This window comes from Bacillus capparidis (assembly GCF_017832095.1).
Taxonomy (GTDB): domain Bacteria; phylum Bacillota; class Bacilli; order Bacillales; family Bacillaceae; genus Bacillus; species Bacillus gobiensis.
Genome location: NZ_JAFDST010000002.1, coordinates 837,974 through 851,828, shown reverse-complemented (window position 1 = coordinate 851,828; position 13,855 = coordinate 837,974). Strand labels below are relative to the sequence as shown.

At 37.8% G+C, this 13,855-nt stretch carries 13 protein-coding genes, 1 tRNA gene and 2 other RNA genes; 6 read left to right on the top strand and 10 right to left on the bottom strand.

Annotated elements, in window-relative coordinates; genetic code table 11:
• Positions 1-4: 4 nt before the first annotated feature.
• The 3 genes from ssrS (JOC74_RS11330) (at position 5) to JOC74_RS11320 (ending at position 2,632) form a co-directional block, all read left to right on the top strand.
• A non-coding RNA gene (gene ssrS, locus JOC74_RS11330) (6S RNA) lies at positions 5-190 on the top strand.
• A 64-nt stretch (positions 191-254) separates the two neighbouring features.
• A non-coding RNA gene (gene ssrS, locus JOC74_RS11325) (6S RNA) lies at positions 255-439 on the top strand.
• A gap of 525 nt (positions 440-964) precedes the next feature.
• Complete coding sequence (locus JOC74_RS11320) at positions 965-2,632, top strand: M20/M25/M40 family metallo-hydrolase (RefSeq protein WP_053604686.1); 1,668 nt, start codon at positions 965-967, stop codon at positions 2,630-2,632.
• 97 nt (positions 2,633-2,729) lie between these two features.
• On the opposite strand, the gene JOC74_RS11315 is transcribed toward JOC74_RS11320, so the two are convergent.
• On the bottom strand, positions 2,730-3,170 hold the full coding sequence (locus JOC74_RS11315) for a metallophosphoesterase (protein WP_053604685.1): 441 nt from the start codon (positions 3,168-3,170) through the stop codon (positions 2,730-2,732).
• Between the two features lie 168 nt (positions 3,171-3,338).
• Between JOC74_RS11315 and JOC74_RS11310 the strand changes: the two genes are divergently transcribed.
• Together JOC74_RS11310 and JOC74_RS11305 are read left to right on the top strand one after the other, a co-directional pair.
• Positions 3,339-3,845, top strand: a complete 507-nt coding sequence (locus tag JOC74_RS11310; RefSeq protein WP_053604684.1) for a DinB family protein — start codon at positions 3,339-3,341, stop codon at positions 3,843-3,845.
• 103 nt (positions 3,846-3,948) lie between these two features.
• Positions 3,949-4,167: a hypothetical protein gene (locus tag JOC74_RS11305; protein WP_053604683.1), complete on the top strand. Its 219-nt coding sequence runs from the start codon at positions 3,949-3,951 to the stop codon at positions 4,165-4,167.
• 391 nt (positions 4,168-4,558) lie between these two features.
• Here JOC74_RS11305 and JOC74_RS11300 read toward each other — a convergent pair whose 3' ends face one another.
• The 5 genes from JOC74_RS11300 to JOC74_RS11280 all read right to left on the bottom strand — a co-directional run bounded on the left by JOC74_RS11300 (position 4,559) and on the right by JOC74_RS11280 (position 8,230).
• On the bottom strand, positions 4,559-5,032 hold the full coding sequence (locus tag JOC74_RS11300) for a hypothetical protein (protein WP_225970245.1): 474 nt from the start codon (positions 5,030-5,032) through the stop codon (positions 4,559-4,561).
• Between the two features lie 461 nt (positions 5,033-5,493).
• A complete protein-coding gene (locus tag JOC74_RS11295; RefSeq protein ID WP_053604682.1) occupies positions 5,494-5,979 on the bottom strand; it encodes a hypothetical protein in 486 nt (161 codons plus the stop codon).
• Between the two features lie 89 nt (positions 5,980-6,068).
• The gene (locus JOC74_RS11290) at positions 6,069-7,097 is read right to left on the bottom strand and encodes a hypothetical protein (protein WP_053604681.1); all 1,029 of its coding nucleotides are present in this window, start codon (positions 7,095-7,097) and stop codon (positions 6,069-6,071) included.
• On the bottom strand, positions 7,090-7,575 hold the full coding sequence (locus JOC74_RS11285) for a sigma-70 family RNA polymerase sigma factor (protein ID WP_082364353.1): 486 nt from the start codon (positions 7,573-7,575) through the stop codon (positions 7,090-7,092). The genes JOC74_RS11290 and JOC74_RS11285 overlap by 8 nt, the downstream gene beginning before the upstream one ends.
• A gap of 355 nt (positions 7,576-7,930) precedes the next feature.
• Positions 7,931-8,230, bottom strand: coding sequence for a DUF5316 family protein (locus JOC74_RS11280; RefSeq protein ID WP_148564341.1), 300 nt, complete (start codon positions 8,228-8,230; stop codon positions 7,931-7,933).
• A 406-nt stretch (positions 8,231-8,636) separates the two neighbouring features.
• Between JOC74_RS11280 and JOC74_RS11275 the strand changes: the two genes are divergently transcribed.
• Positions 8,637-9,047 (top strand): hypothetical protein, encoded by a 411-nt coding sequence (locus JOC74_RS11275; RefSeq protein ID WP_053604678.1) that lies wholly within the window; start codon positions 8,637-8,639, stop codon positions 9,045-9,047.
• 298 nt (positions 9,048-9,345) lie between these two features.
• Here the strand turns inward: JOC74_RS11275 and JOC74_RS11270 are convergent.
• From JOC74_RS11270 to JOC74_RS11255, 4 genes are all read right to left on the bottom strand, one after another.
• Positions 9,346-9,419, bottom strand: a tRNA-Arg gene (locus JOC74_RS11270).
• Positions 9,420-9,698: 279 nt separating this feature from the next.
• The gene (dsdA, locus tag JOC74_RS11265) at positions 9,699-11,039 is read right to left on the bottom strand and encodes a D-serine ammonia-lyase (RefSeq protein WP_053604677.1); all 1,341 of its coding nucleotides are present in this window, start codon (positions 11,037-11,039) and stop codon (positions 9,699-9,701) included.
• Positions 11,036-12,271: an MFS transporter gene (locus JOC74_RS11260; protein ID WP_211086150.1), complete on the bottom strand. Its 1,236-nt coding sequence runs from the start codon at positions 12,269-12,271 to the stop codon at positions 11,036-11,038. The genes dsdA and JOC74_RS11260 overlap by 4 nt, the downstream gene beginning before the upstream one ends.
• Before the next feature lies 1 nt (position 12,272).
• Positions 12,273-13,853, bottom strand: a complete 1,581-nt coding sequence (locus JOC74_RS11255; protein WP_053604674.1) for an N-acyl-D-amino-acid deacylase family protein — start codon at positions 13,851-13,853, stop codon at positions 12,273-12,275.
• Positions 13,854-13,855: the final 2 nt, after the last annotated feature.

The following is a 13,855-nucleotide window of genomic DNA, read 5'->3' as shown; positions in this document are numbered from 1 at the left end:
GATAGGTGAGCTACAATGTGCGTACGATAATTAAGTTTTAACCTTTAAGCTGTAATAGGGAGTTTTAAATCGAAGCCGGAATGTCATGCCTCCATTATGAGAGGACGACAGGAACGTTTCTGCGAGCACCCACTTTTTAGAAGTGTGGTCTAAAACTTTCTTATGGAAGTACGGCAATTGGAGCTTTCCTAAAAATGGATGAAAATAAAGTGCATTTCACTTGTTTTTCATCTGATAATTGAGTAGACTATGTTCATAAGCTGCTTTGCGCGTATGATAATTAAGTTTTAACCTTTAAGCTGTAATAGGGAGTTTTAAATCGAAACCGGAATGTCATGCCTCCATTATGAGAGGACGACAGGAACGTTTCTGCGAGCACCCACTTTGAGGAGTGTGGTCTAAAACTTTCTTATTTAGATACGGCAAATGCAGCTTCTTAACTCAAAAACAATCAGCCATTCCCTTTATCGGGAGTGGCTTTTTAATTTTAGATGAAATTTACAGCTCGTATCTGAATTATCGCCATAAGAAAAATATGGAAGTAAACTTTAGGGGTAATCTGGAAGAATATCCATCCTTACGTTAGATTCTCTTAATATAAGTACCATACGAAAAAAGAATCCAGGGTGTTTGGGGAAGACCAGGAATCTGAAGGAAGCGGATATAAATCCTGTGAGAAATTCTTGCAATAATATTTACAAAGCTAATAAATATAAGCAATATATAGAAGCGAATATATAGAAGCGGTGATGGATGTGTTTCAATAAGAACCACTCCCCGATGAAAGTCTGCTTTGGGAAATGTGAGAATCTCATTCTGACTCCCCGCATATCCGCAAAATCAATTTAGTGCATTGATCGCTGTGTTGATATCATTGTTGATAATGTGAACGCCTGGAAAACAGGCGAACCAATGATCAATGTTATAGATACGAGTAAAGAACACTAAAGTGAGGGGTGTTCCAATGTATAAAAAATTAAAAAACCTACCATTAACTGATCAAGTAGAAGCCCTAACAGCATCTCTTGTCCAAACATTAAGTATAAATGGGACAGATGGAGAAGTTAAAATTGCAGAGAAGATTGAACAAATTTTACGCAGCTTTCCTTACTTCAAACAACGTCCTGATCAAGTATGGACTCAAGAATTACCGAATGATGCAATTGGCAGAAAGAATGTTTTTGCACATATTAAAGGGAATGTAAATTCGAAGAAAACGGTCGTATTTCATGCCCATATTGATACAGTCGGGATTGAAGATTTTGGTGCGCAACAGTCGATTGCCAATGATCCAGCAGAATTATTGAAGTATTTTCAAACATATTCAAATGATGAAGAGATACAGACACAGGCTTTGACTGGGGATTGGATGTTTGGACGCGGAGCATTAGATATGAAAAGTGGTGTTGCGGTTCATTTGATGAATGTTCTCCACTTCAGTGAGCATCTTGAAGATTGGGATGGAGATATCATTTTTATGGCAAATCCAGTCGAAGAAAATCAACATTCAGGTGTCATTGCTGCTGTAGATGAGTTGTTGCGACTCCGCGTGGAAGAAGGTTTGGATTATGTAGTAGCGGTCAACACTGACTATATTTCTGCCTTATACCCTGGTGATACAAACAAGTATATTTTCACTGGTGCTGGAGGAAAGCTATTACCTTGTTTTTATGTGTATGGCCGCGAAACCCATGCAGGACAAACGCTGAATGGTCTCGATCCAACGCTGATAACTTCTGAATTAAATAAACGTATCAATAACAATATGAAATTAACGGAACACATTGAAGGTGAATTGATTACACCTCCTTCTGCTCTCTACCATAGAGATACAAAAGAATTTTACAATGTACAAACAGCAGTAACAAGTCATTTATATTTTAACTTTATGGTACTGGAAGCTTCTCCAAAGGATATTATGGAGAAGTTAAAAGTGGAAGCAAAGGCAGCGGCAGCGGAGATAAAAGCCTATTATGAAGAGAATTATAAGGCCTTTGCCCGTGTGAATCAGTTCCCATCTGATCGTCCAAATTGGGATATAAATGTGTATAGTTATGCAGAATATTGTGAGAAGCTCTCTGTACAAGGAATAGATGTGAAAGCTGCTGCATCACAAGTGCTCAAGGAAAATCCGGCGCTTGAGTTACGTGACCTCTGCTTTAAAGTAGTTGATCGATTGCGAGAGTTAGATCAAGCAGTAACGCCATGTGTTATTGTTTTCTATGCACCGCCATATTGTCCACATAATTATTTAACGGGAAAAGATGCAAGAGATCGCGAAATTTTACAAACTATTGAGGAAGCAACAGCGAGAACTTCTGCCCGTACGAGTGATACGTTTTTAGTGAAGAAATTTTTCCCCTATTTAACAGATAGCAGTTATTTATCACTTCATGATACAGATGAGGAAGTAGACTATCTTGTGGACAACTTTCCGGAATGGAACAAGATTTACCCAGTGCCAATTAAAAATATACGAAAATTAAATATCCCTTCTATTAATGTTGGTGTATACGGATTTGATGCTCATCGTTGGACAGAACGTGTATATAAACCGTATTCCTTCGATACAGTACCACGACTCATTAGAAATATGACAAGATCTTGGTTAAAGGTTGCGGTTAACCAATGATAAGAAAAGGAAAAGGTAGAAAAACGCGCGAATAAAGTATTATCTCCAGTTGCACTAAGAGCAACTACTGTTGGCGTACGAATTACTCCTGCAGTTATCAATTTAAAGGTGACAGCGTTATTGAAATAATTTCAGGACGGTTCAAGACCCTTTGCGGAATCACGCTGTTTCCAAGCCCTCTGCTGACAATCATTGAAGAATGGTTCATGTTATACTTCCCGGAAGTGTATTGTGGAAAAAAGCCTTGATTTGGAGCGATCACACCTCTGATAAAGGGAATTCTAAATTGCCCGCCGTGAGCATGACCGGAAAGAATCAAGTCCATATCGAATTGCGTATATAGTGAAAACAGTTCCGGGCGGTGTGATAATAAGATTTTAAATGAACCTTCTTTCTTGATACCTTGAAGTGAATTCTTTATCGCTTCTTCAGCAGCGATGTATTCTGTAATCGATTCGTTTCCCATAGAAGGATCATCAATCCCAAGAATGTAAATTTCCTCCTGGCCAATTTGTATAGAACCATGAGTATTTCTCATGACATTCACACCTAAACCCCTTAGCTTTTCCTCTAATGAACTGAACTTTCCCGACCACCGTTGAGTAATTTTTTGTTTCTAAAACAATCTTATCATTTTCACTGACAGCAGATGACAGTGTAGTTCGTTTATGATGAAGGAAACCAGATTACAAGGAGGAAATGAGTAATGAATTCATTAAAAATGTACGACTACCACCAATGGGCGAACAAACAAGTGATTGACCGCTTAAAAGAACTTCCGGAGAGCATTTATGATAAAGAAATAAAGAGTGTGTTTCCTTCCATAGCCAAAACGCTCTCTCACATTTACCTTGTCGACTCAGGGTGGCTCGAAGTGATGTCTGGAAAAAGCTTTGAGGAAGCTTTGCAATTGGAGGAGCAGGTAAGTAATTTAACTAAAAATATGGGTATTCATGAAATCGAAGTGATTTTTTCCAACTTATATGAGCGATTCAACGCGTTTCTTAATAGTCAGCCTGATATGGAAAAAATCATCGAATTTGATAACCCGTGGGCCGGACCGACTGCAGTCAGCCTTTCTGACATGATTATCCACATTGCAAATCACGGAACGTATCACCGAGGCAATATTGCAGCCATGCTGCGTCAATTAGACCATTCCTCCGTAATGACCGACTACGCAGTGTTTTGGTACGCGAATCAACCGAAGTAGTAGAAAGATTTTTAGATCTAAAAAGTGAAAAAAGGTTATATGCATTTTTCACCATCGATTGGACAGGATAACAGTGAAATCACTAACAAAGGAGGGAAGATACGTGAAGATAAAATGGCTGCGGATCCTGTCAGTACTTTTTCTGTCCATTTTGATGGTTACGGGTTGTAATGCTGCAAATGAAGATAACGATAACGATGCTCCGGGAGTAGATGAAAACGACACAATGAATAAAGATGATGAAAAAGATAAAGAAAGAGACCCGGAAGACCCTGCTGAGGACCCAGAGGATATGGGCGATAGAGATCGAAAAGATGAATAATTGAAATGGATTGGAAGGAGCCAGATGCCTAGATATGTCAAGGAGTCTGGCTTGTTTTGTTACGATTTAAGCAACTAAATTGGAATATGAATGTAACTAACAAAGGTGATGCCGACTTGTAGTACTGAGGGTAAATAAAATGAAGTGCTTTTCGGGTTTATTGTAGTTGTAGAGTGGATTTTCATCACTTCTAAAAAAACAAATATCAAAAAAGACTGTAGCATTTTTTAGATACGTTATTGAGGGGATGGAAACCTACCTTGCTGCTTGAAAGGTTGTTCCCATTGTAGGGGTTAATAGAAAAAAATGGAATAGTTAGCTTGGGCAAAAGTATATTTATCAAGAAACTCTATGTTTTATGTCAATGTAGTGGATTTTGCTACCGGGCCCCCTATTCATTAATCCTGGAAGCTGTAAGAGTAAGTGGATTTTGCACAAAAAAATTAGGATTATTCACGGTTACTCGAACTTGATATCTAACATTATTAAGTTTGGTAGTTGGCACATCTACGTGTGAAAATGGCACTGTAGTTACATCATCATTTCCTTTTCCAGCATCCTCGTCATCAACTTCAAAGAATTGTGAATAAATTACCTGAGTACCTGTTTGAGGAGAGGTTCTTGTAATAGTTAGGGTTACTTCCGAGAAAGTATTAATATTATTATTATTTGCTGTAATAATACCATTTAACCATACTCTGTCTCCTGCATTGATTTTACGAAAATTCACTTGAAGGATTGGAACTGGAGGTGCTGGCTCTGGTGGTATTGGTATAATAATATCTGTGTTTTTTTCATCAAATTTAAATTCAAAGTACTCTCCTTTTTTACGATCATGACGATTATATTTTTTTATTTTAATCACCTTTTCATAGATTTTCTATATATTATTCATTTAATTGAAAGAGTGCTTGTCTGTCTGCCTCAAGGTTCTGGTCCAAAAATTTCAAGATACTTGCAAACAATCTCTAAGAATTGGACAAACCGATACTAAATCGTGGTAGTAGAATATAAAATTGGTATTAAATTATTTTATTCCTGAACGAATATCTTTCTCAAGTTGCTAACCATTACCAAAACTTAAGAGTATAGACACTGTTTTTAAAATGCTTTACGTCAAGGCATCGAGAGGTTTCATAACTTAGGTCATATATGACTGAGAAAGTGTTGCATAACGAAAAAGTTGTTTACTGAACAATGAGTTATTTACTAGAAAAATGATAAAAAAGTATTTTTTCAAATGGAGCAGTTGGCTGAGAAGTAATAGCAATTATGGGTTTCTAACAGTTAGTGGGGTTTGGGATACCCCACTAGTTAAAGTTCCGCTTATTCCCCGTTTATTGTACCGAATCCATCAAATCCTTTATATTTTAATTTTATATCTCCATATTTGTCGATATCAGTTATGTCTATGACAGCAACTATTTTTTGAGGTACTGCAGCCGGTGAATAAAACAAATCTTCTTTTTTTGTATCTCCGTTTTTAAGTTTATATTCTATATATAAACTTAAATCGTCATTCGCTGTTTTAATATCATCATTTCTTATTTTCGCTGCATTTTCTGAGTCTAATGGTGTAATTTCTCCAATGTCCTGAAAATCTGGATTTTCGGAGTAACCTAAAGTGAATTTTATTTTTGGAGTAGGTTGGTTGCTCGTATTATTAACTTTTATTGTAACTCCATCATCATATTTGATAAATTCTCCTTCTTGAGCTACTGCTAATAAGAATAGCAAGACATATCCAAGTATAATTACTATCGCAATTCCACTGAAAACGAACATTGTTATTTTTATTCGTGTATTAAACATCTGGTCCCCCGAATAATAAATTTAAATTTAGCGCAATGGAAAGGTATCTCGAAAACGTTTCGAATTTTTAGTGTGCTGATATCAGATCATTATTGTATAGGTAACCAATTAACTTTCCAGATACCTTCTGCGTTTTTTGATAGCGCAAATGCAGGTCCCTCAGTCTCTTTAGAGGTGATAACAGCGTATTTGTCATCGGTAATGGTTTCATACAATGTTTTTGACAAAAACCCTTCACGAGAACTTGGATTGTTCTCTGACTGAACAGCTTGGATATATTCATTATAATTTGGTTTTTCATAGTTTGGATCATTGTTATGAAGAGCGTATTGGGTCTTATAATCTTTTTGATCGTCACAATAATAATAAAGATAAAAAATATCCGACGGTTTAAGGTTTTTGAGCAATTCATCATCTAAGGAGATAGAGTATTTCTCGTAAATACGCATTAGATTATCCGGTAACCGAATACCATTTTTATCGTCTGTTAACAGTGAGAACTTTTGAGAGTCGTCAATACTTTCCGTAGATCTTAAGTCAGTAAGGATTTCTTTTATATGAACTTCAGCAGAGTAATTAGTTGCGTGCTGAATGCTTAATTTATCAATGGAAATTGATAAATTAGGAAAGGGTTCTTTCTCTTTAACGTATTTAATTAATTGGTTTTGATCTTTTTCTGTAAAAGTTATCACCTTAATCATGCCACGCTCAACCGGGAAAAGTTTTTGTGAATTCTCTGTTGGTTCAAAAAGAATGTTCTTATCATTATCTAAATAAAGTTTACCAGTGATTTTGGTGTTACCGGAGAATGTTTTCATTTTTGAATTATCTTCTATTAGTGTCCATCCCTTTGTCTTTTCTCCCACCTCATTATTTTTGTAAACATTAGTGTTGTTCTCATTTTCAGAACTGTTATTAATTATTAATCCAAATGCACATATTGCTGCTGAAGTAACGACCGTAATAAGGATAGGAAGAATAGGACTTTTTTTCTTAGCATTAAATTGATTGGTATTAATTTTATGCAGCACTTGTTGCTTTTCAAAATTTGTAAAAACGGGTTGAGCGGCCATTTCATTTTCAAGAGTCTTTTTTATTTCTTTATTATATTTACCCATAAAGCTCACCGCTTTCTTTTAGGTTTAGCTTTTTCTTCAGCTTTTCCTTCCCTCGATACAACCTGGTTTTTATTGTTGCTGCTGGCAGACCCGTTACTTCAGAAATTTCCTTAACTGTCATATCGTTATAATAGTGAAGGAAAATAAGTTCCCGATATTTAGGGGGGAGAGTCAAAATATTATTGTAAAGTTCCTTTCTATCATGCTGGGACATTATTTCTTCTTCTGGAGTTTTATTTGTATCTTTATTAGAAATTTTGTGTAATAAAATATGATTAAAATGCCAACTCTTCAAATAATCTTTCGACTTATTAATCGCTATAGAAAATACCCATGTTTTTAATGATGATCGGCCTTGAAACGTGTCAAGTTTTTCAAAGACAGTTAAAAAGACATCTTGAGTTAAATCACTAGCTGTTTCCCAATGCTTTACATATGTAAAAATCAGCCGTTTGATCGAAGTACCATGCTCATCCATTAGCTTCTCAATCGTCTTTACCCGATCTTCGCGAGAATTATTATGATTGGTCAAAAGCAGTACCCCCTTTTCTTATTAATAATTTTGACGATGCAAATTGGGAATTGGCTTCAAAAAAATTTTTGGGGAGTATCAGAATGTCGGTTAAGGTCTTATTCATTTATTTTATGAGTGGTTTTTGAATGATTCATTACTACATTGACAGTTAATCAATTAGTATTTTACTAAGGTCTATACGGAGTGAAAGGCAAAAGAGATTTCGATATCTGAGGTGATGAGAAGGAGGAGATTCGACAGGAAAACTCGAATAAACTATTGATAAAAACTTTAATTTGGGAATCAGTTTCGCTGCTTTTTACCAAAATAATAAAATGAAGGACAAAATGCAAACAAACATACTAGGAGCAGAAATAAGAAGGAATCTGGTTGACCAAGTTACTCTTCTTTTCAATGACTCTCTTGATTCAACCGCTATATCAAGTCTTCTGGAGTCTGGATCATTAAAAGTTCCGCCAGTCATAATTATAGCAAGTACTAAAAATAAACCACCTGTAATTCCAGTTATTTTAGGAATAAAATTTATATCTTGCAACCATACAAGAGCAATAAAGTCTACGATTAATATAATAATACCAATCAATAAGTATTTCTTCATAAAATTCTTCCTTTGAAACAAACTCACCCACTCCTGTCCTTTAAAGCTTGATTTAATGATACTATACATATTTTGAGAAAAAATGTATATAATTTCAATTTAACATAAGCCCTAACAAAAATTAAATATGTTCTTTGAATTGTGGTTGTGATTGAAGGGATAAGAGGGAACGGAGCAGCTTATTTCAACTTCCTCATAGTGAAAAATCTTGAGGGAATTGTTATGAAAAAAGTTAACTCTCCCGACGAATGGCTGAAATAACCAAGGTATAGTTTTATATTCTTGAAACCTGATATCAAATTTATCAACCATTGCGGATATTATACGGACGTGAATAAGTTGTCCATAACTTATGAAAGGAAATACATGGAATATATTAACTTTAGAACGAAAGGGGGGAAACAATATGCCAGTTTATATACCTGATAACTTGCAAGGTTCCGGTAATACGACTACAACTGTCCTAGACGACAATACTCCTACTCTTCTATTTGAATGGGGGCATTTTATTGAAAATACTCCTAACCTGTTAATGGTCAATGGTGGTTTCGCACTACAAAGTTCTGGTGAAGGCACAAGTATAGTTGCAGTGGATCTCACAATGGATAATTCCTCCACCGACTCAAAATCCATCAGTCTGTTAAGCACCGGATCCCAACTGACAGAAGGTATTACCGTAGATGTTGGTGCTCGACTACAAAACGTAACCCCGGGTCATCATATTTTCAGACTCATTGTCACTAGAGAATCAGCAACCGCCGGCATAGTTATTAGTGCAGGATTAGGTGCAGTAACTTCCATTTCTGGTCCTGCGTAATAGTAGTTTAGGAGCACTCCTTGAAGTGATTCTTGTTGAACTTACACAAGTATAGAGCAATACAATCGAGTCTTTTTTATTTTGCAAATTATTGCTTAGAAATTTTCGTATCTAATAGGGGAAAAGCCAGCTGCCAATGCTTCCAAAATCAATTCTTTCCATTCTTCATCTAATTCATTGGATCTCAATTTTTGTACAGTCCTATGCATATTTTTAATCCGATGCGAACGTTTAATTCATAAAGAAAAAAGAGCCGGAAAACCTTATATATCAAGGTTTCCGGCTCTTACTCATTTGACGTCCCAGATAGGAATCGAACCTACGACCTACAGCTTAGGAGGCTGTCGCTCTATCCTGCTGAGCTACTGGGACACAGAACTATATTTTAACTGATTTCTAAGAAAAGGTCAAAAAATCAATCGAATTCAGGGGTTTTCTGCAATAGGCCGAATCCTCCTCTTATTTTGTAAATGAGCTGTGGTTAATTACACAGATATCCCAAGTAATTGCACAGTTCTGACTCATAATTGCATAGATACCCATAATAATTGCACAGTTCTGTACCATTTTTGCACGGATCCGCCTCATAATTGCTCAGATGCACGATTTTATTGAACAATTCCCTCGACAGGGGTTTTCCCTCCCCGTTAACTAAATTTCCGAGCCTCTCAAATAATACCTTTCTATTTCTTCCTTAGGGACCATGCTTCCGCCGGTGGCCCAGACAATATGCGTAGCGTTTTTCATTTTCTCATTCAGGCCTTGTTCGTTTAAGAATTGCTTGCCTGATGCTTCGTTGAACAATTGTACAGGTCCATAGAAGCCAGCTAAAGCGGAAGGCTCTAAGTAGATGTTTTCCGTATCTGCGGTTGTTTTTAATAAAGAAAACAGGCGGTCGTCGTTTATCGTGTAGCTTCCGCTTAGCATTTGGCCAACAGTTTTTCCGACAAAGCCTGATGCCCGGCCTACAGCAAGGCCGTCAGCTGCCGTTCTATTGTCCAAATCAAAATCCTGAACAGATACGCCGTTATGAAGGCCTGTCACGAGTCCAAGCAAGAAACAAGGGGAGTGGGTCGGCTCAGCGAAGAAGCAGTGAACATTCTCTTGAAAAATCTGTTTTAAGCCAAAAGCAACTCCACCCGGACCACCGCCAACACCGCAAGGGAGATAGACAAATAAAGGGTGGTCATGATCAACCAAGATGCCTTTTTCCTTCAGCTGTCTTTTTAATCGAGAGGCCGCTGTTGCGTAGCCAAGAAAAAGATCTTCGGAATTTTCATCGTCTATAAAGTGGCAGCGGCTGTCAGTTAGTGCCTGTTTTCTGCCTTCTTCAACTGCTTTGCTGTAGTCGTCCTCGTACTCTTTCACAGTGACACCCTTATTCCTCAGTAAATCCTTTTTCCACTGCTTGGCATCCATGGACATGTGAACGGTGACTTGAAAGCCAAGAGCGGCACCCATAATTCCGATGCTTAGTCCTAAATTGCCCGTAGAACCGACAGATAACTGATAGCGGGAAAACAATTTTTTAAAAGGGTCTGTGTTCAAAACAGAATAATTATCCGATAGTGCTAACATCCCGCCTGCAATTGCTGTTTCCTCTGCAAACTTCAAGACTTCATAGATCCCGCCCCGTGCTTTTATTGATCCGGAAATGGGCAGGTCATGATCACATTTAACGAGCAGTCTCCCGTCAATCTTCGTTTCGTATTGATCTTCTATTGCTGCTTTCAAAGCGGGAATGTTCCGTAAAGGAGACTCGATCAGTCCATTTTCAGCCTTGGTTTCTGGAAAAATCGTTTGAATTAGCGGTGCGAAACGCTCTAGTCTCTTTTCGGCAGCCTCAATGGCATCTGGATGCAAATTTTCGGGTTTATGCTGACCTCTATAATCTGGATTAGTCCAGAACACCTCTTTTTTATCACTCACATCCTGTAAAATCGGATGTTCTTTTTTCCAGTCTGGTATCGATTTTCCTGCAAGGTGTTTCATAGGCTCCTCCTATGGATCACAATTTCTTGATTTTGAGATATTACTTTTGAAGGTTTTTTAATAGAAAGTGCCATTACAATTGAAAGGACAGAGACTCCAATTAAAAACCAAAAAGCTGCATCATAAGTTCCGAAAGAATCAATCATAAATCCCATTACTAAAGGAGAGATAAACCCTGCAGCTTGTGCTCCCATATTAATAATACCCATTGCAGATCCAATAACTCTGTTTGGCATCATTTTATGTGGGAGAGAAAAGGTTACAGTAAAAGCAAAGCTTTTGAACACCATGCAAATGTTCATACAAATCATGGCTGTAACTAACGATTGAGTGGTAAACATAAAATAGAGAAAGACAGCAGACACAAGCATTCCAATGGCGGCATAATACTTTTCGTGGTTCGGTATAAATCGCTGGATAAGCCAGCCGCTAAATAACATTGCAACTCCGGTTGAAATACCTGGAAGAGCTGCGAAAAAACCCATCGACATCATGTCCATACCCCTGGAATCCATTAAATAAGAAGGAATCCAAGAGGCGAGTCCCCAATTGACAATACCTGCTGCAAACCACATGATTGTTATTTTCCAAAGTTCAAGATTAGCCAAAACCTCTTTTAAAGGTACCTTGTTTGTTTCATTACTCTCTCTTTCTTGCCTCGGCACTTTGTAATAAACCCAAAAGACGGCAGTCATTATTACACCCAACAGTCCAAGGACGATAAACATATTTCTCCAGCCCATCCATAAGATCATTGGTGCGGCTACAAGCGGAGCAAGAGCAATACCGAAATAATTGGAAGACATAAGAATAGAGGACGCATTTGACCGTTCGTTTTTCGGATAAAAGTCGGCGATTCCTTTTTGAGTGGCAGACGGATACCCACCTTGACCAATTCCGAACAGGAAGCGAATGATGAGTAACGAAGCCAATGACCATACTAAACCTGTTAAAACAGTAAATACAGACCATACAACGACTGACCAAAGTATAATTTTTCTTGAGCCGAATTTGTCTGTCAGCCATCCTCCTGGAATCTGCATAAGGGCATAGGAGAAAAAGAAGCTGCTAAGGATCATTCCTACTGCGGAAGGTGATAAGCTAAGCTCCTCTTTAATTGATACAACGGCAACGCTCATGACCATCCGATCAAGATAGTCCACTAGATACCCTATAAACAAAAGAATTAAAATGACATGTTTATTACGCTGTTTTCCAATTGTATAATCCATATTAATCCCTCCTGATTACTTTTCCTGCGGCTGTGCCAGTATAATTACCTTGTGAGACGGTATGAACTCCATTGATAAACACATCGTGAATTCCAATAGGACGTTGAAGAGGGTGATCAAAAGTCGCTTTATCCTCAATCTTATTTGGGTCAAAGATGACGAGATCAGCAAAATAACTTTCTTTTATTAACCCACGGTTTTTCAGACGCATCATTTGAGCGGGAGCACTAGTCATCCTGCGAACTGCTTGTTCAATAGTCAAAATCTTTTTCTTTCGGACGTATTCGCTTAAAACTTTTGGAAATGTTCCGTATAATCTTGGGTGGGGCTTCCCGCCGAATATCCCGTCTGACCCAACCGATTGTAGCGGGTGGCGAAGTCCCAGTTCAACGTCTTCTTCATATCCCCAGTGAATGGTCATTGCAACGTTGCCCCTTTCCTCTAACAACAGATCAAAAGCGGCATCAGCGGGTTTTTGCTCTCTGGATCTAGCGATTTCTACCATCGTTTTTCCTTCGAGCGGTTTGTTCTGATCTGTCATAACAGAGGTAATGACAATGTTTTCCCATCCGCAGCTTAATACCCAATTCTCAAAAGTGGTATTGCTTGCGAAATCTTCTTCAATTCGTTTTCTATTTTCTGAATCTCTAAGCCTCTCTAGCATTTTTAGGGATCCTCCAGCATGGACCCAAGGGGGAAGAATAGCTTGAAAAACAGTGGAGGCTGCAGAATAAGGATATTGGTCAAACGTCACCTCAATCCCTTCATTTCTTGCCATTTCCATTTTTTCAAGAGCCATTGAAAACTTGTCACGATTCTTATGGCCAATTATTTTGAAGTGTGAGACATGAAGTCTGGCTCCAGATTGCCTTGATATATCAATGACTTCCTCCAAAGCTTCCAGTGAGTGAATACTTTCATTGCGAATATGTACCACAAAGCATCCATTGTAGGCAGCAGCACCCTTACAAATTTCAATCAGCTCTTCTTTATTTGAAAAAACATTTGGTGGATAAACGAGACCTGTTGATATCCCAATTGCTCCTTGTCTCATCCCTTTTTCCACGAGCTCACGCATTTTCACGCATTCTTCTTGTGTAGCTTCTCTGCCCTCAAATCCCATCACAAGCGTACGAACTCCGCCGTGTGGCACTAAGTAGGCGGCGTTGCCGATTATATCTGAGTTTTCCAAAAATGATAAATACTCATCAATACTTAACCAATTCCAATCACCAATATCCCCATTAAGTCCGCTCAACTGCTTTTGCCAGATAGGCTTGGTTACTTCAGAAACAGGGGCAACCGAAATGCCATCCTGACCAAACAGCTCTGTAGTTACACCCTGCAATACTTTTATTTTGTGAATGTCAGGAATAGTGCACAATAAATCTGAATGGACGTGTGGATCAATAAAACCGGGAGAAATAATATTTCCTCCTGCATCAATGCTCTTCCTTGATTCAATGCTTGTAAGGTCGCCGATTTTTTTAATGATTTCACCTTTTATACCAATATCTGCTTTAAACCATGGATTGCCGCTTCCATCAACTACCCTGCCGTTTTTTATTACAGTATCTAGCAAAA

Excerpts from the sequence above, each read along its gene's own strand:
- JOC74_RS11260 (WP_211086150.1), bottom strand. The coding sequence starts at position 12,271 with ATGGATTATACAATTGGAAAACAGCGTAATAAACATGTCATTTTAATT.
- JOC74_RS11275 (WP_053604678.1), top strand. The coding sequence starts at position 8,637 with ATGCCAGTTTATATACCTGATAACTTGCAAGGTTCCGGTAATACGACT.
- dsdA (WP_053604677.1), bottom strand. The coding sequence starts at position 11,039 with ATGAAACACCTTGCAGGAAAATCGATACCAGACTGGAAAAAAGAACAT.
- JOC74_RS11285 (WP_082364353.1), bottom strand. The coding sequence starts at position 7,575 with ATGGATGAGCATGGTACTTCGATCAAACGGCTGATTTTTACATATGTA.
- JOC74_RS11280 (WP_148564341.1), bottom strand. The coding sequence starts at position 8,230 with ATGAAGAAATACTTATTGATTGGTATTATTATATTAATCGTAGACTTT.
- JOC74_RS11320 (WP_053604686.1), top strand. The coding sequence starts at position 965 with ATGTATAAAAAATTAAAAAACCTACCATTAACTGATCAAGTAGAAGCC.
- JOC74_RS11315 (WP_053604685.1), bottom strand. The coding sequence starts at position 3,170 with ATGAGAAATACTCATGGTTCTATACAAATTGGCCAGGAGGAAATTTAC.
- JOC74_RS11295 (WP_053604682.1), bottom strand. The coding sequence starts at position 5,979 with ATGTTTAATACACGAATAAAAATAACAATGTTCGTTTTCAGTGGAATT.
- JOC74_RS11290 (WP_053604681.1), bottom strand. The coding sequence starts at position 7,097 with ATGGGTAAATATAATAAAGAAATAAAAAAGACTCTTGAAAATGAAATG.
- JOC74_RS11310 (WP_053604684.1), top strand. The coding sequence starts at position 3,339 with ATGAATTCATTAAAAATGTACGACTACCACCAATGGGCGAACAAACAA.